At 70.9% G+C, this 26248-nt stretch carries 3 protein-coding genes; all 3 read left to right on the forward strand.

What is annotated here, in order from left to right:
• Positions 1 to 400: 400 nt before the first annotated feature.
• Genes FOF48_RS26210 through FOF48_RS26220 form a run of 3 tightly spaced genes read left to right on the forward strand, consistent with a single transcriptional unit; the run spans position 401 to position 26216 of the window.
• Positions 401 to 12412: a type I polyketide synthase gene (locus FOF48_RS26210; protein WP_186002078.1), complete on the forward strand. Its 12012-nt coding sequence runs from the start codon at positions 401 to 403 to the stop codon at positions 12410 to 12412.
• On the forward strand, positions 12409 to 16470 hold the full coding sequence (locus tag FOF48_RS26215) for a non-ribosomal peptide synthetase (protein ID WP_143905798.1): 4062 nt from the start codon (positions 12409 to 12411) through the stop codon (positions 16468 to 16470). The genes FOF48_RS26210 and FOF48_RS26215 overlap by 4 nt, the downstream gene beginning before the upstream one ends.
• Positions 16467 to 26216: a non-ribosomal peptide synthetase/type I polyketide synthase gene (locus FOF48_RS26220; RefSeq protein WP_143905800.1), complete on the forward strand. Its 9750-nt coding sequence runs from the start codon at positions 16467 to 16469 to the stop codon at positions 26214 to 26216. The genes FOF48_RS26215 and FOF48_RS26220 overlap by 4 nt, the downstream gene beginning before the upstream one ends.
• The last annotated feature ends 32 nt before the right edge of the window (positions 26217 to 26248 follow it).

Consider the following 26248-nt stretch of genomic DNA (forward strand, 5'->3'; position numbering starts at 1 on the left):
GCCCCAGGGCGCGGGTCTCCTTAAATAATCACATTCTTAAAATCGAATTGCCCTGGGGTGGGTCTTTCTTCGCGATTGGTGCGTGTCTGGGTATGGAGGTTCGAGCCCGGCGTCATGAATGCTGCAAATTTCCACTGCACTGTCTCGTAGTCCATAGGTTCCGGGGGGGATGGAAATTCGTCTGGTATTGCCTGGGTTCCGGGCGTAGAGAGGTGGCGTCGGTGCGGCGGAGCTTCGCTTTGTCGTGTCTGTCGTTCGGGCGAGTGGACTCCAGAGCCAGTCGCTGGTTCGCATGTATGCGTTGAGGTGCGCCTGACCCCCGGGCGTGCATGTCTTTTGCGGTTTCTTGGGTGTCTTTGTGGCGCAAACGAAGACAGCCCGGATGCCAGTGAGGCAGGGAATGGAAGAGAGGGTTCGCGACGTCGACGCGCTGCGTGCGTGGCTCGCGGTCGAGCTGTCCTCGTTGCTAGGGCTCGAGGCGGGCAAGGTGGGGCTCGCGACGCCGTTCTTCCAGATGGGCGTCGATTCGCTCGTCGCGCTCAAGTTGATCTCCAGACTCTCTGACAAGCTGGGCAGGTCGCTCTCGCCCACGCTCATCTGGGAGCATCCGACCCCCGCGGGGCTCGCCGCCCATCTCCTGCATCCAGAGGAGGGGGCGGAGTCGAATCGCCTCCGGGACACATCCGCCCCGGAGGCTTCCGAGCCGATCGCCATCGTTGGACTGGCGTGCCGCTTCCCCTCCGCGCCCGATGCCGAGGCGTTCTGGCGGGTCCTCCAGGAGGGCATCGACTGTGTGACGGAGGTCCCCCCGGGTCGCTGGGAGGAGGCCGCCTCCCGGGCGCCAACTCCAGAGTCGCGGGAGCGGCTTCACCCTCCTCCGGGGGCGTTCCTCGACACCGTGGACCGTTTCGACCCGGGCTTCTTTGGAATCTCGCCCCGTGAGGCGGGGCAGCTCGATCCCCAGCAGCGCTTGATGTTGGAGTTGTCATGGGAGGCGCTCGAGGATGCGGGCATCGCGCCGCGGACGCTTCGTGGCTCGAAGACGGGCGTCTTCACCGGGCTGGTCTGGCGGGACTATGCCGATCTCCAGACGCTCCATGGGGCATTGCCCTCTCTTCATACATGCACCGGCCACGCTGGGAGCATCGTCGCCAATAGGGTTTCTTATGTGTTTGGGTTCGAGGGCCCCAGTCTGGCCATCGATACCGCCTGTTCCTCGTCGCTGGTCGCCATCCACGAAGCCTGTCGCAGCCTGCGCGCGGGCGAGTCAACCCTGGCGCTCGCGGGCGGCGCGCAACTCAATCTCTCTCCCCGCACGCTGATGGCGGTCTCGGCCTTCGGCGCGCTCGCGCCGGACGGGCGGTGCAAGACCTTCGATGCGCGAGCCAATGGCTATGGGAGAGGGGAGGGGGCCGGCGTCGTCATCCTCAAGCCCCTGTCGCGCGCCCTGGCGGACGGGGACTCCATCTACTGCCTCATTCGTGGCGGCGCGGTGAACAACGACGGCGCCAGCAATGGGCTGACGGCCCCCAGCCCCAAGGCCCAGGAGCGGCTGTTGCGTGAGGCCTATGGCGCCTCGGGCGTGGACCCCGCGCGGGTGCAGTACGTCGAGCTGCACGGGACGGGAACGCCGCTGGGCGATCCGATAGAGGCGCGAGCCCTGGGCGCGGTCCTGGGGGGGCCGGCGCGGTCCTCCGAGGAGTCCCTGCGCGTGGGCTCGGTGAAGAGCAACATCGGGCACCTCGAAGCCGCCGCGGGCGTCGCCGGCGTCATCAAGGTGGCGCTCTCCATCCGGAAGCGGAAGCTCCCGCCGAGCCTGCACTTCGAGCAGCCGAACCCGCACATCCCGTTCGATGCGCTGCGCTTGCGCATGCAGACGGAGCTCACTCCGTGGCCCAGGGCCGACGAGCCTTCGCTGGCGGGCATCAGCTCCTTCGGCTTTGGGGGGACGAACTGTCACCTCATCGTCGAGGAGTATCTTCCGGGGCCTCGTCGGGCCGCTGGGCCTCCGTTCGTGGTGCCCCGCCCGCCGTCCGTGTCCCCCGTGCCGCCGAAGGTCGCGTTCCTCTTCGCGGGCGCCGGCTCGGCCTGGTGGGGCATGGGGCGGGAGCTGCTGGCCACGCAGCCCGTCTTCCGTGCCCGCTTCGAGGCCTGTGACGCCGTGTTCCGGGGGCTCGGGGGCGGGTCGCTCGTCGATGCGTTGCTCGCGCCTCGCCCTCGCTCGCGCTTCGACCGGGGTGAGGTGCAGCTCCCGGTCGTCCTCGCGTTCCAGCTCTCCCTCGCGGCGTTGTGGCGCGACTGGGGCGTCGAGCCGAGCGCGGTCGTCGGGTACAGCGTGGGGGAATGGGCGGCGGCGCAGGTGGCGGGGATCCTCACGTTGGAGGAGGTCTTCGCGCTCGCACACCACTACATCCAGGTCCAGCGGAGCGTGTCGGGTGGTGCGGGGATGGGCGTGGTGGGGCTTCCCGCCGCCGAAGTGGAGGCGCGCATCGCCTCCTACGCGGGGCGGATCGCGATCGCGTCGGTGAATAGCCCCCGGTCCACGGGCATCGGGGGGGAGCCCTCCGCGCTCCAGGACTTCACCTCGCGGCTGGTGGCGGAGGGGCATTTCGCGCGCACGGCCGAGATTGATTTCTACGCCCATATCCCCCAGGTCGAACCCCTCAAGTCCCTCTTCTTGGAGGGCTGTCCGGCGCTCAGGCCGCTGCCGGGACGCATTCCGATGGTGTCGACGGTGTCGGGCGCCTTCGTTGAAGGGCTGTCGCTGGGGCCGGGCTACTGGGCCGACAACTTCCGGGAGCCCGTGCGGTTCGCCGACGCCGTGAAGACCCTGCTCGACTCCGGGCACGAGGTCTTCCTCGACGTCAATCCTCATCCCATCCACGCGCGCTCGGTGGAGGAGAACGTCGAGGCCCGCGCGGCGCGGGCTTCGGTCCTGGGCAGCATGCAGCGCGGCGAGCCGGACCTGGACGGGCTCCATCGTGCGCTCGACACGCTCGCGGCGGCGGGCCACGCGATTCGTTGGGAGCGCGTGTCCCCGGAGGCCTCCGTGCCTCCTTCCGGCGACGTGCCCTCGGAGCTGTTCGTCCTCTCGGCGAGGACGGAGCCGGCGCTTCGGGAGCAGGCCCTTCGCGTCGCCGAGCACCTTCGCGACAGGCCCACGCTTTCGCTCGTGGAGCTCTGCGCCACGGCGGGCCTGCGTCGCGACCACCACGCGCACCGGCTGGCGTTGGTGGCCCAGACGCGGCTCGCCCTGGACGAAGGACTGGAGGCGTTCGGGCGCGGTGCACCCCCGCGGGCCTTCCAGTCCCAGGGCGTGGTCCGGCAGGGCGAGGCGCCGCGCGTGGGCTTCGTGCTGTCAGGGCAGGGGGGCTTCCCCCTGGGCGAGAGCACCCGGTTGTTCAAGGAGGAGCCTTGCTTCCGGGAGATGTTCGAGCGCTGCGACCTGGCGTTCCGCGCGCGGACGGGCGAATCCCTCATCGACGCGATGGAGGTCGCGCGGGAGGGGGCCCCTCCGCCGCGCACCGAGGCGGAGCAGCCGCTGCTGTTCGCCTTTCATGTGTCTCTCGCCGCGCTGTGGGCGGCGTGGGGGATCCGTCCGGACGCGGTGGTGGGGCACAGCATCGGAGAGGTCAGCGCCGCGCACCTCGCGGGAGCGCTGTCGCTCGATGAGGCGATGGCCCTCGTCGTGAGCCGCAGCCGCTTGATGGGACGCACGGCCGGGCGCGGCGGGATGGCCACCGTGGAGGCCACCCTCGAACGGCTGTTGCCGCTCCTCGCGCCTCACGGCGACGCGCTGTCGGTCGCCGCGATCAATGGTCCTCAGGACATCGTCGTCTCGGGGGAGCGCCCGTCGCTGGAGTCGCTGCGGGACAGCCTCCAGCGCCAGGGGATTCGTGTTCGCCTCTTGAACGTCGACCATGCCTTCCACAGCGCGCAGATGGACGCGCATCTGGATGAGCTCGACGCCTGCACGCGGGAGCTCGCGCCGAAGGCGCTGGTGACGCCGCTGTATTCGACCGTGCGCGGCGGGCGCGTCTCCGCCTCGGAGCTCGATGCGGCCCACTGGCGCGCGAACATCCGCCAGCGGGTCCTGTTCGAGCCGGCCCTCCAGGCGATGCTCGCCGACGGCTGCCGGGTCTTCGTCGAAGTCTCGCCGCACCCCGTGCTGTCGCAGCCGTTGACCCGGACGCTCGAGGCCTCGGGGGTGGAGGGGACATCGGCGCTGTTCTCCGCGCGCCGCGACCGGCCCCCCCGCGTCACGTTGCTCGCCGCGCTGGGGGCGCTCCACACCTTGGGGCACGAGCCCTCTTGGACGGGCGTCTTCCCTCAGGGGGGCCGGCGGGTGGCGCTGCCGTCCTATGCCTGGCAGCGCGAGCGCTACTGGTTCGATGTCGCGCCCGGTGCCGCGCCCGTCCAGGCGCATCCGTTGCTGGGTCGCTCAGTCGAGGCGCCTCCAGGGGAGACCCGCTTCGAGTCCTCGCTTCGCGCGGACCGCGTGCGGCTGCTGAGCGACCACCGGCTCTACGGGACGGTGGTCATCGCGGGCGCGAGCATGGTCAGCATGCTGCTCGAGGCCGCGAGGTCGCTCTGGGGCACGGAGCGCTGTTGCGTCCAGGACGTGCTGTTCCTGAGTCCCATCGTGATGGAGGACTCCGAGGAGCGCATCTTCCAGGTGTCCCTCGCGGCCGGTGGCGACTTCCAGCTGTCGACCCGGCCCGCCCGGGGCGACGCGGAGTCCTCACCTTGGACGCTGCACGCCACGGGGCGACTCGAGAGGGGCGGGGATGCGTCACCCGCGCCCGAGTCGCTTGCCGGGCTCGAAGCCCGCTTCGAGCAGTCTCCCTCCATCGAGCGTTTCTACGAGGGCATCGACCGGCAGGGGCTGGTGCTGGGGCGACAGTTCCGCTGGTTGGAGGCGGTCTTCCAGGGCGAGCGCGAGGCGCTGGGGCGGCTGCGGCTTCCAGAGGCGGAGGATGGGGCCGAGGACTATCGGCTGCATCCGGGGCTCATCGACTCGTGCTTCCAGGTGCTGGGCGCGGTCTCCGGGTTCTCGTCCATCGAAGGTCTGGCCTTCGTCCCCATTGGCATCGACCGGTTCACGCTCCACGAGTCGCGACTCCCGCGCCTCTGCCATCTCGTGCTTCGCGCTGGCAAGGGCGCGGTCGACGAAGCCTCGACGGTGGACCTGCGCTTGCTGGACGAGTCGGGCACGGTCGTGGCGGAGGTCCGCGGGCTGACGATTCGCCGGGCGCCACGGGAAGCCGTCCTGCGACGCGATACGGCGGCGGCGGCGCTGCTCTTCCAGGTCGAGTGGCAGCTCCGGCCCGTGGCCCCGCTGTCTTCTCCGCCGGCGTCCGTCCCCTGGCTCCTCCTCGCGGACCGAGGTGGCGTCGCCGCGGGGCTCGCCCGACAGCTCGAACTTCGCGGTGGACGGGTGGAGGTGATCTCCACCGGCCAGGATGACACGCAGGGCTTGTTCGAGCGCCTGGAGGCGCTCGGTGGCCCGGCGCGGACCCTCGTCGGAGTCGTCGACCTTCGAGGCCTCGACACGGCGATGCCGCTCGAAGGCTTGGAGCGTGGCGTCGAGCTGGTGCGGCGGCTGGTGACCCGGGAGGGCGGAGTTCCACCGCGTCTCGTCCTGGTGACGCGGGGCGCGCAGTCGACCGGCGCGGATGACGGACCCCTCGTCACCGAGCAGTCGCCGCTCTGGGGGCTGGGGCACGTGGTGGCCCTCGAACATCCCGAGCTGCGCTGTGTGCGCATCGACCTGGATCCGTCCGGGCCTGTCGAGGACGCGGCGCTGCTCGCCCAGGAGCTCGCGCTGTCGGGAGACGAGGACCGCATCGCCTTCCGTGCGGGTCGGCGCCTCGTGGCCCGGCTCGCGCGGACGAGGCTTCCGCGCGCGGCCCGTCCGCTCCCGCTGGGGGCGGATGCCACGTACCTCATCACGGGAGGGCTCGGGGGCCTGGGGCTCGAGGTCGCCCGGTGGATGGTCGACCGGGGCGCGCGTCACCTGATCCTGATGGGACGCGGCGCGCCGGGGCTGCTCGCGGAGGAGCGACTGGACGCGCTGCGAGCCGCGGGCGCGACGGTCGTCGTGGGACGGGGTGATGTGGCGTCGCGTGCGGACGTCGCGCGGGTGCTGGGCGAAGGCCGCGCGTCGATGCCACCCCTTCGGGGCGTGGTGCATGCGGCGGGAGTCCTCGACGATGGGCTCCTGGTGCTCCAGGACGCGGCGCGGATGGCCGGTGTGCTCGCTCCCAAGGTCCAGGGGGCGCTGAACCTCCACCTCGAGACCCTCGACGACCGCCTCGACTTCTTCGCCCTGTTCTCTTCGGTGAGCGCTGTCTTCGGGACCACCGGGCAGACCAGCTACGCCGCCGCCAATGCCTTCCTCGATGCCCTGGCTCATCAACGGCGTGCCCGGGGCCTGACGGCCACGAGCATCAACTGGGGGCCCTGGGCCGAGGTGGGCATGGCCGCGCGACTGCCCGCCGACGCGGGCAAGGCGTGGTCTGGCTTCGGGCTGGGGATGCTCGCCCCAGGCGCTGCCCTCGCGGCATTGGAAGGCATCCTCCGCGCCGACCTCACGCAGGGGATGGTCGTGGGCGCCGGAGCGGGCGCCGTGCAAGGGGCGCTCTCGCCCTTCTTCGAGGTGCTGGCGCCTCGTCGTGCCGAGCCTCCTCGCCCCGCATCACCCGGAGGGGTGTTCGCGGGCGCGTCGCCCCGTGAGTCCCGGGCGCGCTTGCTCTCGCTGCTTCAGACGCAGGCGGCCGACGTCCTCGGCCTGTCGCCCGCGTCGCCCATCGATCCCCGTCGACCTCTCCAGGAGTTGGGGCTCGACTCGCTGATGGCCTTGCAGCTGCGCAACGGTCTGGCCGCCGTGCTCGGTCGGCCACTGCCCGTCACGCTGCTGTTCGATCACCCGAGCCTGGGTCAGCTCTTCGACTTCCTCGGGCGCGAGCTCACCGCCGATGGCGCGGTGTCCTCCGAGTCGGCACCTCGACCCGTGAAGGCACGCCGGGAGGCCACGGACGGCGCGGAGCCCATCGCCGTGGTGGGGATGTCGTGCCGGCTGCCCGGTGGCGTCCGGAGCCCGGAGGACTACTGGCGCCTGCTCGCCGATGGCGTGAACGCGGTGCGCGAGGTGCCCGCGTCGAGGTGGGCGCTCGACGACTGGTACGACGCGGATCCGGAGGTCCCGGGCAAGACGTACTCGCGGCACGGTGGCTTCCTCGACGAAGTCGACGCGTTCGACGCCTCGTTCTTCGGGATCTCCGGGGCGGAAGCCCGGTCGATGGATCCGCAGCAGCGGATGTTGCTGGAGCTGAGCTGGGAGGCGCTGGAGAACGCGGGGATGGCGGTGGAGCGCCTGAAGGGGAGCCCCACGGGGGTGTTCCTGGGCATCTGCCTGAGTGACTACGCGCTGCTGGAGCTCAATGCCTCCGATGCGCGCGGCATCAACGCCTACTCGGGTTCGGGGGGCGTGCTGAGCGTGGCGGCGGGGCGCATCGCGTACGCGCTGGGCCTGGAGGGCCCCACCTTCGCCGTCGACACCGCCTGCTCCTCGTCCCTGGTCGCCACCCACCTGGCCTGCCAGAGCCTGAGGGAAGGCGAGTGTGACGTCGCGCTCGTGGGCGGCTCGAACCTGCTGCTCTCGCCGCGCATGACGGTCTACTTCTCGAAGCTGAAGGCGCTGTCTCCGGACGGGGCCTGCAAGGCCTTCGACAGCGCCGCCAACGGGTATGTGCGAGGAGAAGGCGCGGGGGTGGTGGTCCTCAAGCGGCTGTCCCAGGCGCTCGCGGACGGAGACCCGGTCCTCGCGGTCATCCGGGGGACGGCCGTCAACCAGGACGGCCGCTCGAACGGCCTCACCGCGCCGAGCCGACCGGCCCAGGAGCGCGTCATCGAAAGCGCGCTGCGCCAGGGGGGCGTCGCCCCGCTCGACGTCGGCTATGTCGAGGCGCATGGCACGGGGACCTCGCTCGGAGACCCCATCGAGGTGCAGGCCCTCGCGGCGGTCCTCGGGCGTGGGCGTCCCGTCACCTCGCCGCTGGGGATCGGCTCGGTCAAGACCAACCTGGGGCACCTGGAGGGCGCGGCCGGAATCGCCAGCCTCATCAAGGCCATCCTCGCGCTGCGACACCGCGAGCTGCCACGCAGTCTCCACTTCAAGGAGCCGAGCCCCCACATCCCCTGGGCCGAGCTGCCCGTCGAGGTGATCTCCGAGCACCGCGCGTGGCGCGTCCCGGAGGGGGGGCGTCGGATCGCCGGGGTCAGCTCCTTTGGCTTCAGCGGGACCAATGCCCACGTCGTCGTCGAAGAGGCCCCTCCAGCCAGGCGTCGAGCCGAGGCCCCGGCTCACGTGGAGCGACCCGAGCTGCTGGTCCTGTCGGCCCGTTCGGCGGAGTCCCTGCGCGAGGCCGCGGGGCGCCTGTCGGCGACGCTGGCCGGAGGGGGTGGCGCGGCGTGGCGCGACTTCTGTTACTCCGCGAGCTGTCGTCGGAGTCACCACGAGCATCGGCTCGCCGTGGTGGCTCGTTCCCGAAGCAGCGCGGCGGAAGCGATGGACGCCTTCCTTCGCGGCCTGACGCACCCGGATGCCTGTTCCGGCTATTCGCTCCCTGGCGTGGCCCCCAGGGTCGTCTTCCTCTTCACCGGACAGGGAGGGCAATGGTCCGGCGCGGGCCGTGCGCTGCTCGAAGAGGAGCCCGTCTTCCGCGAGGCCCTGCGGTCCGTGGATGCGGTGCTGATGAAGCTCGCGGGCTGGTCCGTCATCGAGGAGCTTCAGCGAGAGCAGCCCCGCTTCGAGCTGGCCCACATCTCCCAGCCCTCGCACTTCGCGCTCCAGGCGGCGCTCGTGGCGTTGCTGCGCTCCTGGGGCATCGAGCCCGACGCGGTCCTGGGGTCCAGCATCGGCGAGGTGGCGGCGGCTCACACCGCCGGGGTCCTCTCGGTCGAGGACGCGATGCGCATCACCCTCGAGCGCAGCCGCATCCTCGCCGCCATCGCGGGTGGGGGGGCGATGAGCGCGGTCGAGCTCTCCGAGGACGAGGCCAACGAAGCCATCGCGAGTCATGGGCCGCGACTGTCGGTCGCGGCGCTCAACAGCCCGACCTCGGTGCTGCTGTCCGGTGACGCGGGCGCCATGGAGGAGGTGCTTGGCGCGCTGACCGCGCGGGGTGTCTCCTGCCGCCGACTCGGCCTGGACTATGCCTCGCACAGCCATGCCGTGGAGCCCCACCTGGAGGCGCTGCGACAGTCGCTGGGCGGGCTGCGCCCACGGCCCGAGACGATCCCCATCTTCTCCTCGGTCTCCGGGCGCCGCGCGGCAGGCGGTGACTTCGACCGCGACTACTGGGCCCGGAATCTCCGGCAGCCGGTGCGCTTCGCGCCCGCGATCGCCGAGCTCGCGAACGACGGCCACTCGCTCTTCGTCGAGATCGGACCCAACGCCGTCCTGTCGCGCCCGGTCCAGCAGTGCTTCCAGCAGGCGGGCAAGAGCGTGACGGTGGTGTCGGCCCTGCGGCGGGGAGAGTCCGAGCGCCACACCCTGCGCGCGCTGCTGGGAGGCCTGTTCGTCGCGGGTGTCTCCCCCGCGTGGGGACAGCTCTTCCCAGAGGGCGGCGAGCTGGTGCCGCTGCCGCCCTATCCGTGGGCCAAGGAGCGCTACTGGGTCGCCCATCCCGCCCCGGCCTCGCGGCCTCCCTCTCCCCAAGCGGAGCTTCCCCTGCACGGGCGCCGGGTGCGCTCTCCGTTGGCGGAGACCCTGTTCGAGGTGGAGCTGTCGGTGGACCGGATGCCGTTCCTGCGCGAGCACCTGCTTCACGGCGCGGTGGTGGTGGCGGGCGCCGGGCACGTGTCGATGGTGCTCTCGGCGCTCCAGTCGCTTCATGGCTCCTCTCCGATTCGCCTGGCCGACATCGTCTTCCCTCGGGCGCTCGTCCTGGAGGAGGGGCTGCCGCGTCCGGTCTCGGTGGTGGTGGGCGCGGAGCAGGGGGGGCGCGCGTCGCTGCGCATCCAGAGTCAGGAGCCGGAGGTGGGCGGGGACGGTGGCTGGGTGCTCCATGCCGAGGGCAAGGTGCTGTCCCATGCGCCGCGGGCCGACACGTCCGCGTCGCCATCACTGGAGCAACTGCGAGCGCGATGTTCGCGGCTGCTCGAGATGCCCCGGATCTACGAGACGATGGACGCCGAGGGCATCTCGCTCGGGCGACGCTTCCGCTGGGTCGAACAGCTCTGGCAGGGAGAGGGTGAGGCGCTGGGGCGCATGCGCGCGCCTGAACCCGAGGACCTGCACCCGGGGACGCCGCTGCACCCCGGGTTGATCGACTCCGTCTTCCATGTCCTGCGCGGCATCCCGGGCCTCGGACGCGACGACGGCGTGCCCTACATCCCGGTGGGGATCGAAGGCGTGGTCTTCCTGTCACCGCCTCGCGGCACGCTCTGGGCGCACGCGGTGCTGCGGCCCGAGGGCGGCCGTGACGGTGAGACGCTGAGCGCCGACTTCCGCCTCTTCGGAGAGGACGGCGCGACGGTCGCGTTGATTGAAGGGCTCATCGTCAAGCGCGCCCCGCGCGAGGCCTTCGCGCGTGACAGCGTGCGCGCGCTCGGACAGGGGCTGTTCCAGGTCCGCTGGCGACCCACTCCTCCCCCCGCCGCGACTCCGGCGCGGGACTCCGGGGCATGGCTGCTGGTGACGGATCGCGGTGGCGTTGGCGCCGCATTGGCGGACCGGCTTGGCGCCGAGGGCTCCCGCTGCCAGGTGATGGCCGCGCCCGAGCCCGCGGAGTCGGATGCGTCGCTGCAGCGTCGGCTGGAAGAGGCGCTGGGCGCGCGCACCTACCGCGGCGTGGTGTACCTCGCGGCCCTGGACGTGGGCGCACTGGAGCCGGGGAGCGAGGCGCAGGCCACCACCGAGGTCCTGGTCGGCGCGGTGCGGGTCCTCCAGGCCCTGACCCGGATGGAGCGAGGCCTGCCCCCCAGGTTCTGGCTCGTCACTCAGGGGGCGCAGTCGACCGACGCGCGGCAGCAGGCGCTCGCGCTGGCCCAGGCGCCGCTCTGGGGGCTCGGGGCCACGCTGCGCCATGAGCACCCTGAGCTGCGCTGCACCCTCGTGGACCTGGACCCGGCGCCGGCCGCGGACACGGTTCACTCGCTGCGCTCGGAGCTGCGGGTCCTGGATGGGGAGGACCGGATCGCCTGGCGAGACGGAGTGCGGCTCGCGCAGCGGCTCCAGCCGCTGGACGTGGTTCCGGAGCCCGGGCCCGTGCCGGTCTCCGCGGACGCCACGTACCTCATCACGGGGGGCCTCGGTGGGCTGGGGCTGCGGTGCGCGCGGTGGCTCGCGAAGGAGGGCGCGCGAAACCTGGCGCTCCTGGGCCGCACCCCGCCTTCGGATGAGGCCCGCGCCGTGCTCCAGGCCCTCGCTTCGGAGGGCGTCTCGGTGCGCGTGCTCCAGGCGGACGTCGGCGAGCGGGAGTCCTGCGCGCGTGCGCTCGCGGAGCTCCGCGCGAACATGCCTCCGCTCCGTGGCGTCATCCATGCCGCGGGGCTGCTCGATGATGCGTTGCTGGTCCGGCAGGAGCGCGAGCGCATCGAGCGTGTCTTGCGGCCGAAGGTCGCGGGTGCCCTCCACCTGGACCAGCAGACGCGGGAGGATCCGCTCGACTTCTTCGTGATGTTCTCTTCCATCGCCGCGCTGCTCGGCGGGGTGGGGCAGGCGAACTACAGCGCCGCGAATGCCTTCCTGGATGCGCTGGCCGCCGAGCGACGGTCGCGCGGACTGCCGGCGCACTCGCTCGCGTGGGGCCCCTGGGCGGAGGTCGGACTCGCGGCGGCGCGGGCCGACCGTGGCGCGCGGCTCGAGGCCCTGGGGTTGGAGAGCCTCGCGCCGGATGACGGCGTGGCCATCCTCGGGAGGCTCTTGCGCGGCACCGCCGAGACGCATGTGGGCATCGCCCGCATCGACTGGGTGAAGTGGGGACGGGCATATCCCGCGGCGGACCATGCCTCGCTGCTGACCGACTTCATCCGCTCACAGCCCCAGGCCGCGCGCCCGGCGCCCGAGGGACTCCCGCCGCTCCAGGAACTGGTCCGGCTGCTCCCCGAGGAGCGACGGGGGCGGGTCGAGGGCGCGCTGCGGCGCGAGGTGGTCTCCATGCTGGCCCTCCCTGGAGATCTGGCCGACGGCCGCCTGCCACTGGTCCGCTTCGGCTTCGACTCCCTGATGGGCATGAAGCTCAAGGCGAGGTTGGAGCTGGCGCTGGGGCTCTCGGTTCCGGCGGTCAAGCTCCTGAGCGGCCTGAGCTTCGACGACCTCGTGAAGCTCGTCCTGGAAAGCCTCGATGCCGTACCGCCTCCGCCGGAAGCGGCCCTCGATGAACCGATGGAGGAGTTCCGATTTTGAATGCCACCGAACTCATTGCCGAGCTGACGCGTCTGGGTGTGGAGCTCAAGGTCGAGGACGAGCACCTCCGCGTCCGCGCCGCGCGCAACGTCATCACTCCCGAGCTTCAGAAGCACATCGCCGCCCGGAAGGCGGAGATGGTCGCCCTGCTCCTGCGGCGGAGCGCGGACCTCCGCTCCGAGCAGGAGCACGCGCCCTTTCCGCTGACCGAGATTCAAGAGGCCTACCTGGTCGGGCGCGGCACCGACTTCGGCGTCGGGGGGATCTCCTGTCACCTGTACCATGAGCTCGACGGCCGCGAGCTGGACGTGGCGCGGCTGTCGCGCGCGTGGCAGCGCCTCATCGAACAGCACGCGATGCTGCGCGCGGTGGTGCTCGCGTCGGGAGAGCAGCGGGTGCTGGAGCAGGTGCCCGCCTTCTCCATGCCCGTGCTGGACTTGCGCGGGCAGGCGCACGACGTGGTCGAGGCGAAGCTCGCCGCGATCCGCCAGGAGCTCTCCAACCGCTCCGTGCCTCCGGGGCAGTGGCCCAGCTTCGAGCTCCGCGCGACGCTGCTCGATGGGAACCGCACGCGCATCCACTTCGACATCGATGCCATCACGATGGATGCCGCCGCCGTGCTCGCGCTCCTGGAGGAGTGGCGCGAGCTCTACGTGGATCCGGAGCGGACGCTCGAGCCGGTGCCGGTGTCCTTCCGGGAGCATGTGCTCGCGGAGATCGCCGCCCGCGATACGAATGCCTACCGGAGCGCCGAGGCCTATTGGCGCGCGCGCCTCGATGACCTGCCGGAAGCACCGGTGCTTCCGCTGGCCACGCCTCCCGAGCAGCTGGTGCGTCCCGCGTTCCGGCGGCTGCGCGGGAGCCTCGATGCGAGGCGGTGGGAGCGCTTGAAGCAGCGGTCCGCGGAGGCGGGGCTGACCCGCTCTGGCGTGGTCTGTGCCGCGTTCGCGGAGGTCCTCGCGGCTTGGAGTGAGAGCGCCCGCTTCTGTCTCAACCTCACCCTCTTCAGACGCCTGCCCATCCATCCCGCCATCGACAAGGTCGTCGGCGACTTCACGACGAACGCGCTGCTCGAGGTCGACGGCCGTGGCGCGTCGTTCACCCATCGCGCGGTCCAGCTTCGGGATCAGCTCGCGAGGGATCTCGAGCACCTGCACTTCAGTGGCGTGCGGGTGATGCGTGAGCGCGCAAGGCGGCGGGAGGGGCCTGGGGCGCTCATGCCCATCGTCTTCACGAGCCTCCTGGGGCACCGGCCCAGCAAGGCGGCTGGGGGCTCTCCCTTCGGGTGGCTGGGCGAGACGGTCCACGCCATCACCCAGACGCCGCAGGTGTGGCTCGACCATCAGGTGCGGGAGGACGACGGCGCGCTCTGCTACTCCTGGGACAGTCCGGAGGGGCTGTTCCCGGTGGGCATGCTCGAGGACGCCTTCGCGGCCTACGAGGAGCTGCTCGGCCGGCTCGCCGATGACGACGCATCCTGGGAGGAGCGCTCCCCGGTGCGCCTCCCGAAGTCGCAGGCCGTGCGCCGGGAGGCGTTCAACGCCACCGCGTCCCCCATCCCCGAGGCGCGCCTCGATGCGCTCTTCCTGGCCCAGGCGCAGCGGGAGCCCTCCCGGCTGGCGGTGGTGAGCCCGGGGCGGACGCTGAGCTACGAGGAGCTTCGCGGTCACGCGGGGGCGCTGGCCAGCCATCTGGTCGAGCTGGGCGCGCGGCCCGACGGGTTGATCGCCGTCGTCCTGGAGAAGGGCTGGAGGCAGGTGGTCGCGGCGATGGCCATCCCACTGGCCGGGGCGGCCTACCTCCCCATCGACCCCACGCTCCCGGAGGAGCGCCGCCGGGTCCTGCTCCAGGAGGGGAAGGTCCAGGTCGTGGTGACAGAGCCGGGGCAGGTGGAGCGGTTCGCGTGGCCGGAGGCGGTCCGGGTGGTGAGCATCCAGGACAGCGCGCACGGCGCGCCTCCGTCGGTGCCGTCGCGCTCGGCCTCGGACCTCGCGTACTGCATCTACACCTCCGGTTCGACGGGCCGTCCCAAGGGGGTGATGGTCGAGCACCGCGCCGCGGCGAACACCCTCCAGGACATCAACGCGCGCTTCAAGGTCGGCCCGGAGGACCGGGTCTTCGGCCTCTCGTCGCTGGGCTTCGACCTCTCGGTCTACGACATCTTCGGGAGCCTGGCAGCGGGCGCCACGCTCGTCCTGCCCGAGCCCGAGGCGACGTGGGAGCCCACGAGCTGGTTGCGGTGGATCCGTGAAGCGCGCGTGACGGTCTGGAACTCCGTCCCGACGCTGATGGAGATGCTCGTGGACGTGGTGGAGTCGCGCGGGGAGCGCCTTCCGGAGTCCCTGCGCCTGGTGTTGCTGAGCGGTGACTGGATCCCCGTCACGCTGCCGGACCGCATCCGGAAGCTGTCCAGCGAGGTCCGGGTCATCAGCCTCGGCGGGGCGACCGAGGGTGCGGTCTGGTCGATCCTGCACCCCATCGCCAGGGTCGACCCCGGGGCGCGCAGCATCCCCTACGGCCGCCCGATGCTGAACCAGCGCTTCCACGTGCTCGATGAGGCGCTGGCTCCGCGTCCGGAGCACGTGCCGGGCGACCTCTTCATTGGAGGCGTCGGGCTGGCCCGGGGCTACTTCGGCGACGAGGAGATGACGCGCGCGCGCTTCTTCACGCACCCGGGCACGGGCGAGCGCCTGTACCGCACGGGCGACCTGGGCCGCTTCCTGCCGGGAGGGGACATCGAGTTCCTGGGCCGGAAGGACTTCCAGGTCAAGGTCGCCGGGCACCGCATCGAGCTGGGCGAGATTGAAGCCGCGCTCGCGCGGCATCCGGCCATCCGCGAGGCCGTGGTCGCCGCTCCTGGAGAGCGCACCCTGCGAAGGCTGGTGGGCTACGTCGTCCCCGTGGAGGGACAGCCGTCGCCCTCGGACGACGCGCTGCGGGAGTTCCTGGGCCGGACGTTGCCGCACTACATGGTGCCGGGCGTCTTCGTGCGCCTTCAGGCGCTGCCGCAGTCGGCGAACGGCAAGGTGGACCGCAAGGCCTTGCCCACGCCCGTGGAGGAGCCCTCCCGCGGCGCGGGCCCCATGGATGCGCGCGGCGGGAAGATCTTCACCCAGGTCACCCAGCTCGTCGCGGAGGTCCTGAAGCGTCCCAGCGTCGAGCCCGAGGCCTCGCTGCTCCAATTGGGCGCTACGTCGGTGGAGTTGATCAAGCTCGCGACGCTGCTGGAGAAGGCGTTTGGAAACAGGCCCCGGATGTCGGAGTTCCTGACGTTGCGGAACACCGCGGAGATCGTCGCCTACTACACCCGGCGCCAGCCGGCGGAGGAGGTTACGGGCGAGGCCGTGGGACCGAAGGCCGAGGAGGGGCTGCTGCTGGACCTCGAACAACGCGAGGCCTGGAAGCGCGCCCGGCACGGTGTCCGCACGTTCGACCCGGGGACGGCGGTGGTCGCGCTGGCCGAACCCGCCGAGGCCGAAGCACGGCGCCGGCATCTGGAGCGCGCCAGCCACCGGACGTTCTCCTCCGCGCCCGTGGAGGCCCAGGCGCTGGGACGCCTGCTGTCATGTCTGCGCTCGTTCGATATCGGGGGGCGCTTCAAATACCAGTACGGCTCGGCCGGAAACAGCTACGGCGTCCAGCTCTACCTCCACGTCGCTCCCGGGAGGGTCCAGGGGCTCGAAGCGGGCGCGTACTACCACGAGCCGGTTCGTCACGCGCTGGTGCGGCTCACGGCGAAGGGCGCGCTCGACGCGAGCCTGCATGTGCCCACCAACCGGCCCCTGTTCGCGAGCTCGGCGTTCTCGCTCTTCCTGGTCTGCGACCGGCGAGCCATCGCGCCGCTCTACGGCGAGAAGTGGCGGGACTTCGCGCTGCTCGAGGCGGGGCTCATCTCGCAGTTGCTGGAGATGCGCGCCGCCGAGCAGCAACTGGGGCTCTGCCAGGTGGGCGAGCTGCGCTTCGACGACGTCCGGGATGCGTTCCGGTTGGAGGAGCCGCACGTGTACCTCCACGGCCTGCTGGGCGGCTCCATCGCTTGGGAAGAGGGGGCGCTGTGAAGGCCGCCGAGTTCATCGTCGAGCTCCAGCAGAAGGGCATCGAGCTGTGGGTGGAAGGGGATGCGCTGCGGTTTCGCGCGCCCCCGGGCCACGTCACGGAAGAGGTGCGCACGGCGCTGCGGGAGCGCAAGAGCCAGCTCGTGGAGCACCTGAGCGCCGCCCACCGCGTGGCGGAGGTGCGGGCCGCGGTGGTCCAGCCACCCGAGGATGCGCGCTTCTCGCCGTTTCCACTCACCGACATCCAGAACGCCTACTGGGTGGGGCGACAGGATGCCTTCGACGCGGGCGGCGTCGCGGCGCACAGCTACCTGGAGCTCGCGTTCGATGCGCTGGACCCCGCTCGGCTCGAGCGCGCGCTCCAGCGGCTCATCGAGCATCACGACATGCTGCGCATGGTGGTGCTCCCGACGGGCGAGCAGGTGGTCCTGGCCTCCGTGCCTCCGTTCCGCGTCACGGCCTACGACCTTCGCGCGGCCTCGGCCGAGCAGGTCGACGCCCACCTGGGGGAGCTTCGCGCCGAGCTGTCACATCAGGTGCTCCCGGCCGACCGCTTCCCGCTCTTCGAGGTCCGCGCCTCCCAGCTCCCGGGGGGACCGGTCCACGTGCACGTCAGCCTCGACCTGCTCGTGGCGGATGCCCTCAGCGTCCAGCTCCTCATCGAGCAGTGCGTCGTGCTGTACCAGGACCCGGACGCTCCGCTGCCGCCGCTGAAGCACACCTTCCGGGAGTACTTCGCCGCCGCCGCGAAGCGCCGTGAGCAGGGGGCGGAGGCCTATCAGCGCGCGCTCGAATACTGGCGTGAGCGGCTGAAGACGCTGCCCGGCCCGCCGGAGTTGCCGCTCGCCGCCGACGTGGAGGGCAGGGGGCCTCGTCGCTTCAAGCGCCGCAAGGGCGGGCTGGACCCCGCCGCGTGGAGGACGTTCCGCGAGCGCGCCGCGGCGGCGGGGGTGACGGCGTCCATGGCGCTGGCCGCGGCGTATGGCGAGGTGCTTCGCGCTCACGGCCGCGGCCAGCGGCTGACGCTCAACCTGACCCTCTTCAACCGCCTGCCGTTGATCGACGACGTGGAGAAGATCATCGGCGACTTCACCTCGGGCATCCTGCTGGAGGTGGACGGCTCCCGGCCGGAGTCCTTCGCCATGCGGGCCCGGCGACTCCAGGGCCAGCTCTTCGACGACCTGGAGCACTCCGTCGTCTCGAGCGTGCAGGTCCTGCGTGAGGCGACCCGGCTCGGCCGTCTGGACACGGGGATGGGCATGCCCTTCGTGTTCACGAGCCTGCTGTCGGAGACCGGGCGCTCGCTGCACATGGGCGAAGGCGTGCGAATCGTCGAGGTCGTCAGCCAGACGCCCCAGGTGTGGCTCGACCACCAGGTCTTCGAGCTCAATGGTGCGCTGTATTTCAGCTGGGACTCCGTCGACGCGCTGTTCCCCCAGGGGTTGGTGGATGCGCTCTTCGAGGCCTATGGCCGGCTGCTGCGCCGGTTGGTCGAGGACCCGTCCGCATGGGACGCCCCCGCGCGACAGCCCCTCCCCGCCGAGCAGCTCGCGCGCCGGGAGGCCTACAACGCCACGGAGCGGCCGGTCGCGCCGGAGCGGATGGAGACGCTGTTCCTTCGTCAGGCGGCGCGGCGCCCCGAAGCGCCAGCGGTCATCGCCGGTGAGCGCGTGCTCACGTACGAAGCGCTGGAGCGGCGCTCGGCCCGGCTCGCGTCGTGGCTCATCGCCCAGGGGGCGATGCCGGAGCGGCTCGTGGCCATCGTCGCGGAGAAGGGGCCGGAGCAGGTGCTGGCCGCGCTCGCCATCCTGCGCGCTGGCGCGGCCTATCTGCCGCTGGACCCGGGCCTGCCCACCGAACGGCTCCACGAACTTCTGAAGGACGCGCGCGTCGAGCTGGTGCTCACGCAGGCCCACCTCGACGCGTCGTTGGTCTGGCCAGAAGGGCCTCGGCGGCTCGCGGTGGACGCCGACGAAGCGCTCGAGGTCGCGGACGCGGGGCCTCTTCCCGTCCTGGGCAATGGGCTCGCCTACGTCATCTACACCTCGGGTTCGACGGGGCGCCCCAAGGGCGTGATGATCGACCACCGGGGTGCGGTGAACACCCTGGTCGACATGAACGAGCGCTTCGGCGTGGGCCCCGGGGACAGGGTGTTCGCGCTCTCGTCGCTCAGCTTCGACCTCTCGGTCTACGACGTCTTCGGGACGCTCGCCGCGGGGGCCGCCATCGTGATGCCGGAGCCCGGCACCCTGCGCGACCCCAGCCACTGGCTGTCGGTCCTGTCGCGGGGCAGGGTGACGATCTGGAACTCGGTCCCCGCGCTGATGGAGATGCTCATCGAGTTCGTCGAGGGCGGCGGGCATCGCCTCCCGGACTCCCTGCGTCTGGTCCTGATGAGCGGTGACTGGATTCCCGTCACGCTGCCCGGACGGATCCGGAGCCAGCACGCGGCCATCGACGTCGTGAGCCTCGGCGGTGCGACCGAGGCGTCCATCTGGTCCATCCTCTACCGGATCGGCGAGGTCGACCGGGCGTGGCGGAGCATTCCCTACGGCCACCCCATGGTGAACCAGCGCTTCCATGTGCTGGACGACGCGCTCGAGCCCTGTCCGGAGTGGGTGGCGGGGCAGCTCTACATTGGCGGCGTGGGGGTCGCGCTGGGCTACTACGGCGACGCGGAGCGCACCGCCGCCCGGTTCATCGTCCACCCGCGAACCGGCGAACGTCTCTACGCCACTGGAGACCTGGGCCGCTTCCTTCCGGACGGGGTGATCGAGTTCCTGGGCCGGGAGGACTTCCAGGTCAAGATCCAGGGGCACCGCATCGAGCTGGGAGAGATCGAAGCCGCGCTCGACACGCACCCGGCCGTGCGGGGAGCCGTGGTCAAGGCGCTCGGGAAGCCGGGCGGGCCTCGGCGTCTGGTGGCCTATGTCGTCCCGGACGCGATCCCGACGAACGTCCTCGCGAAGGAGCCCGCGCAGGAGACGCTGGATGAGGCGCATGAGCTGGGCCCGCTCCAGGGCGTCATCTCCGATCCGATCGCGCGCCTCGAGTTCAAGCTGAAGGGCCCCGGGCTGCGAGCGGACGTTGGGCTCCGGAAGTCCGTTCCGCTCCAGAGGCCGGTGCTCGACGCCGCGTTGCTCCAGGAGATCACCGACCGGCGGAGCCACAGGTCCTTCCGCGCTGGTCCCATCTCCTTCGAGCGGCTCGCCGAGCTGTTGAGCTGCCTCATGCAGGTCCAGCTCGAGGACTCGCTCCTTCCCAAGTACCGCTATGCCTCGGCGGGAGGGCTCTATCCGGTGCAGGTCTACCTGCACATCAAGGCCGGGGGAGTCACCGGACTCCAGGGCGGGACCTACTACTACCATCCGAAGCAGCACGAGCTGGTGCTGCTCACGCCAGACGCGACCCTGAGCCGAGGCCAGCACGCGCCCGGCAACCGGTCCCTCTTCGACGACGCGGCGCTCTCCGTGTTCCTGGTCGGACAGCTCAAGGCCATCCAGCCGCTCTATGGCGATCTCGCGCGGGACTTCTGCCTGCTCGAAGCGGGCTACATCGCCCAGCTGTTGATGAGCACGGCGGCGGGGGGCGCGCTGGGCCTGTGTCCGGTGGGAGGCCTGGACTTCGAGCCGTTGCGCCAGCAGCTCGAGCTGGATGAGGGGCATGTCCTCCTGCACAGCTTCCTGGCGGGAGGGGTCGGTGCAGCGGTGGCGGTGAGCCGGCCCGCGGCGCGCACGGCGGCCGCCACGTCCCTCCCCGAGGAGCTGCGGCGCCATCTGGTCGCCCGGCTTCCGGACTACATGGTTCCCACCTCGTTCGTCCTGATGGACGCACTGCCGCTGACGTCCAACGGCAAGGTGGACCGCGACGCCCTGCGCGCACCGGCCGAGCGCGCGGAGACGCAGCTGCCCGCGGCGCGTGCGCCGCGCACGGAGGTGGAGCGCTCGCTCGCCACCATCCTTCAGGAAGTGCTCCAACTGGACGAGGTGGATGTCCATCGCAACTTCTTCGACCTGGGCGGCACGTCGGTGCAGATCGTCCAGGTCCACCGGAAGCTGCGAGAGCGACTGCACGTCGACCTCCCCATCGCCCAGATGTTCCGGTACACGACCGTCAGCGCGTTGGCGGAGTACGTGTCGACGAGGAGCGCCGAGGCGCGGCCCGCCGCTCCTCCGTCACCCCCTCGGGTCGAGCCCGTCCGCGAGGAGCCGCGCGCGAAGGCCGTGGCCGTGCCGAGCGCACAGCCAGACCGCGCGCTGGAGTCGGCCATCGCCATTGTCGGCATGTCCGGCCGGTTCCCCGGCGCGAGGAACCTCGCGGAGTTCTGGCGGAACCTGTGTGAGGGCGTCGAGTCGGTCTCCTTCTTCACGGAGGAGGAGCTGCGCGGCTCGGTGTTGGAGCCCTCGCACCTGGATGACCCCCGCTACGTCCCGGCCAGCGCGGTGCTCGATGACGTGGAGCACTTCGATGCCGAGCACTTCGGGCTCATGCCGAAGCAGGCCCGGCTCACGGACCCGCAGCACCGCATCTTCATGGAGTGCGTGTGGGAGGCCATCGAGGACGCGGGCTACGACCCGAAGCGGCTCAAGTCCCTGGTGGGGGTCTATGCCGGCTCCATCCTCAGCAACTACCTCTTGTTCCACCTCGGCTCGTCGGTGGGACGTGAGGGCGCTGTTCGAGACCTGCAGACGCTGATTGGAAACGACAAGGACTACCTCGCGACCCACGTCTCCTACCGGCTCGGGCTGAAGGGCCCGAGCATCAGCGTCCAGACGGCTTGCTCCTCGTCGTTGGTGGCTGTCCACCTCGCGAGTCAGGCGCTGCGCAACCGGGAGTGCGACATGGCGCTGGCGGGGGGCGTCGCCGTGCGGTTGCCGCAGAAGTCCGGCTATCTCTACGAGCAGGGCGGCATCCTCTCGCCGGACGGCCACTGCCGGGCGTTCGACGCGGACGCCCAGGGCACCCTCTTCGGGAGTGGCGCGGGCGTGGTGGTGCTCAAGCGCCTCTCCGACGCGCTGGCGGAGGGCGATTGCATCCGAGCGGTCATCCGCGGCTCCGCGGTCAACAACGACGGCTCGGTGAAGATTGGCTACACGGCTCCGAGCCAGGACGGCCAGGCCGCGGTCATCTCCTCCGCGATGACGGCTGCGGGCGTCAGCCCCTCCAGCATCGGCTACGTCGAGACCCACGGGACGGGCACGCCGCTGGGCGATCAGATCGAGTTCGCCGCGCTCCAGCAGGCCTTCGGTGCCAGCGCTGACGCGGTGGGGGTCTGCCCCATCGGCTCGGTGAAGACCAACGTGGGACATCTGGAAGTCGCGGCAGGCATCGCCGGGTTGATCAAGACCGTGCTGTCACTCCAGCACCGGCGCCTGCCGCCCAGCCTGAACTTCAAGAGCCCGCACCCGCAGCTCGACTTCGCGCGCAGCCGCTTCTTCGTGAACACGCGGCTCGCGGAGTGGCGTGCCGCTTCGACGCCGCGTCGCGCCGGGGTGAGCTCCTTCGGCATCGGCGGGACGAACGCGCACGTGGTGCTGGAAGAGGCGCCGGAGGTGGAGCGGAGGAAGGGGAAGGAGCGGCCGAAGCACGTGCTGGCGCTGTCAGCGAGGAGCGAGAAGACGCTGAGGGAGCTGGCGGGCCGGTACGCGAAGGCGCTGGAGGAAGAAGAGCTGGGGGACGCGTGCTTCACGGCGAACACGGGGCGAGGGCGGTTCGCGCACCGGGTGGCGGTGGTGGGAGGGACGGCGGAGGAGCTGAGAGAGGAATTGGAGAGGTACGAGAGGGAAGGGGCGGTGGAGAGGGGGGCGGCGGGGCAGGCGAGGAAGGCGGGAGGAGAAGAGGTGGTGCTGCTCTTCACGGGGCAGGGAGTGCAGCACGAGGGGATGGGGAGGGAGCTGTACGAGACGCAGGAGACGTTCCGGGAGGTGATGAAGAAGTGCGACGGGGTGGTGAAGGAGGAGCTGGGGGAGTCGCTGGTGGAGGTGCTGTACGGAGGGAAGGGGAAGCAGCTGGAGAGAAGCAGCGTGTCGCAGGCGGCGCTTTTCAGCGTGGAGTACGCGCTGGCGCAGGTGTGGGCGGAGTGGGGAGTGAAGCCGGCGGCGGTGATGGGGCACAGCCTGGGTGAGTACGTGGCGGCGTGCGTGGCGGGAGTCTTCAGCGTGGAGGAGGGGCTGAAGCTGGTGATGGAGAGAGGGAGGTTGATGGAGGGGTTGGAGGGGGAAGGGAAGATGGTGGCGGTGCTGGCGAGTGAAGAGGAGGTGAGGGGGGAGGGAGGAGGAGGGTTGGTGGCGGCGGTGAATGGGCCAGAGGAGGTGGTGCTGGCGGGGAGGGTGAAGGAGGTGGAGGAGGTGGAGGGGAGGCTGAAGGCGAAGGGGAGGGAGTGCCGTGTGTTGAAGACGACGCACGCGTTCCACTCGGAGCTGATGGAGCCGATGAAGGAGGCGTTCGAGAGGGCGGCGGGGAAGGTGAGGATGGAGCGAGCGCGGTTGGAGTTGGTGTCGAACGTGAGCGGGAGGGCGGTGAAGGGAGGAGAGGAGAAGGAGGCGGGGTACTGGGCGAGGCACCTGAGGGAGCCGGTGAGGTACTGGGAGGGAGTGAAGGGGCTGTACGAGAGGGGGTACCGGGTCTTCGTGGAGGTGGGGCCGAAGCCGACGCTGACGGGAGTGGGGAAGAGGTACCTGGGGAAGGGGGAGGCGGAGTGGGTGGGGAGCCTGAGGCCCGGGAGCAGCGATTGGGAGACGCTGCTGGGGAGCATGGCGAGGCTGTACGTGAGGGGCGTGGAGGTGGACTGGGAGGGATTGGACAAGGCACACGCGCGTCGACGCACGCCGCTGCCCACGTATCCCTTCCAGCGTGAGCGCTACTGGGTCGAGCGCCCTCGCGAGCGCTCGCGCCCCGCGGCGTTGAGTGCGGGGGGCCTGGGGTTGCTGGGACGACGCATCGTGTCCCCCGCGCTCAAGCAGACAGTCTTCGAGTCGTCGGTAGGCACCGGAGGGATGCCATTCCTGGCCGAGCACCGGGTGCACGGCGCGACGGTGCTGCCAGCCACGGTCTACATGGAGCTGGCGCGAGCCGCGGCCGCCGACCTCCTGGGGGCTGGTGCACACGCAGTGGACGGCCTGAACCTTCACGACGCGCTCGTCCTGCGCGGTGACGGTGAGCGTCTCCTTCAGTGCGTCGTCTCGCCGAGCGGTGACGACACGCACGCCTTCCAGCTCTTCAGCGCGCAAGGTGAAGGCGCCCGAGGCTCGAAGGAGCCGCGCTGGACGTTGCATGCGTCGGGAAGTCTCTCCAGGGCTCGGCCTGATGTCGCCTCACCTGAGCCGCGCGGACTTTCGGGGTTGCTGGCGCGGTGCCCCACGGAGGTCCCAGCGGCGAAGCTCTCCTCACACTTCGAGGCACGAGGGATCCATTACGGCCCGGCCTTCAAGGGAGTCGAGCGCATCCACCTGGGTCAGGGGGAAGCGCTGGGTTGGGTCCGGCGCCCCGAGGTGTTGTCCTCGGATGCGTGGGGAGCGCCGCTGCATCCTGCGTTGCTCGATGCGTGTCTTCAGGTCTGTGGCGCCCTCTTTCTCGGTGAGGGAGTCGGCCCCATCGACGATGTGCTCGCTCTGCCCGTCGCGCTGAAGCGACTCGTCTTCTGGCGTGAACCAGGCACGGCTTGCTGGAGCCACGTCACGATGCAGTCAACGGCTGGCGCGGCTGACGGCACCGTGACCGCGGATGTCCGCATCCTCGATGAAACCGGGGCGGTGTGCGTCGAGTTGGAGGGCCTTCGCTTCCAACAGGTCAGCCGCTCCGCATTGCGGCGGATGCTCGGCACCGGGCGGGACTGGACCTACGAGCTCGCCTGGGAGCTTCGCCCCTTGAAGGGGCTCCATGAGGGCATGGCACCGCGAGGGACCTGGGTGCTGCTCGCGGATGGCGGTGGCCTGGGCGATGCGCTCGCGGAGTCTCTGGAGGCTCATGGGGCGCGCTGTGTGGTGGTGCGCCCGGGAAGCACCTTCGAGGCTCGCGACGGCCGGACGTTCACGCTCGACCCGGCTCGCGTCGAGGACTTCTCACGCCTGCTCCATGAGGTCTCGGCGACGGGCGGTGAGCCCTGCCGGGCGGTCCTGAACCTGTGGGGGCTCGATGGCGGGCCGGACGCGCCGTCGACCCAGGACCTGGCCTGCATGGGGGCGCTCCATCTGGCACAGGCGCTGGGCCGGAGTGGCGGCATGACACCACCTCGCCTGTGGATGGTGACGCGCGGCACGCAGCGCACCGGCCATGAGGCGGCTCCTCCGACGTTGGCCAATGCGGCGCTCTGGGGACTCGGCCGCACGCTCGCGGTGGAGCACCCCGAGTCCTGGGGAGCGCTCATCGACCTCGACGGCGGCTCGCGCGACGAGGAGCTTCGCGCTCTGAGGGAGGAAGTCCTCCAGACGCCGGAGGGGGAGCAGGTCGCCTACCGGAACGGACGGAGGTACGTCGCCCGCCTCGCGCGCTGCGAGGTGGCACCGAACACGACGCCTTCCATCTCACGGCTCCGGCCGGATGCGAGCTACCTCATCACGGGCGGTCTGGGTGCCATTGGCCTCCAGGTGGCCCGGTGGATGGTGGAGCGCGGTGCGCGCCATCTGGTGTTGATGGGGCGGAAGGAAGCGAGCGCCGAGGCGGTGGCGGCGCTGCGGCTGCTTCGGGAGGCCGGGGCACGGGTCGAGTCCGTGCAGGGAGACGTCTCGCGCCCCGAGGACGTCGCGCGCGCGCTGTCCACCCTCGCGGGCAACGCGCCACCGCTGCGGGGCGTGATGCATGTCGCCGGCGTGGTGGAGGACGGCACGATCCTCCACCAGGACTGGGCCCGCTTCGAGCGCGTGCTCGCACCGAAGCAACGGGGGAGCTGGAATCTCCACCAGCTGACGAGGGAGCTGCCGCTGGACTTCTTCGTGCTGTTCTCGTCCTCCGCTTCGCTGCTGGGGGCCGGGGGGCAGGGCAACTACGCCGCCGCGAACGCGTTCATGGATGCGCTCGCGCACCACCGGAGGGCGTTGGGGCTCCGCGCGGTGAGCATCAACTGGGGCCCCTGGAGTGGAAGCGGCATGGCGGCTGCCCTCGGGGTGCCGGAGTCGCGGCGCTGGTTCGAATGGATCGAACCGGAGCAGGGGTTGGAGCTGCTGGGGCGCGCGATGGACTCGGGACGCGCGCAGGTGGCGGTGCTGCCCATCGAGTGGCCCGCGTACCTCCAGCGTTTCGGAGAGGGGAACGCGCCGAAGGTCCTGAGCGGTCTGCTCGCCGAGGCGCGCGCGGGGATGCCCAGGGCGGCCGCGTCGCCGATGCGGGTGCGGTTGAAGGGGCTGTCTCGTGGCCGTCAGCAAGAGACGCTGCTGGAGCACGTCCATCAGCAGGTGGCCCAGGTGCTTGGGCTGGATCCCTCCAAGCCGATGTCAGGAGCGCTGCGGCTGTTCGACTCGGGCCTGGACTCGCTGATGGCCGTCGAGCTGAGGAACCGCCTCCAGTCGAGTCTGGGATTGGAGCGCCCGCTGGCGGCGACGCTGGTGTTCGAGCATCCCAGCATCGAATCCCTGGCCGACCACCTGGCCCTGGAGGTCTTCGAGTTGGGCCCCCTCGTCCCCGTCGCGGAGCTGGCGCCGACGGACGACGCGGGCCCGGCGTTGGCGGAGCTGGAGCAGCGTCCCCAGGAGGAGTTGGGGTCGCTGCTCGATCAGAAGCTCGCGGCCATCGAGAAGCTGATGGGTGAGGACTAGTCCCCGCCGTTGCCTGCCCCGCCGTTCATGAG

Source organism: Corallococcus sp. Z5C101001, from assembly GCF_007352635.1.
GTDB classification, from domain to species: Bacteria; Myxococcota; Myxococcia; order Myxococcales; family Myxococcaceae; genus Corallococcus; species Corallococcus silvisoli.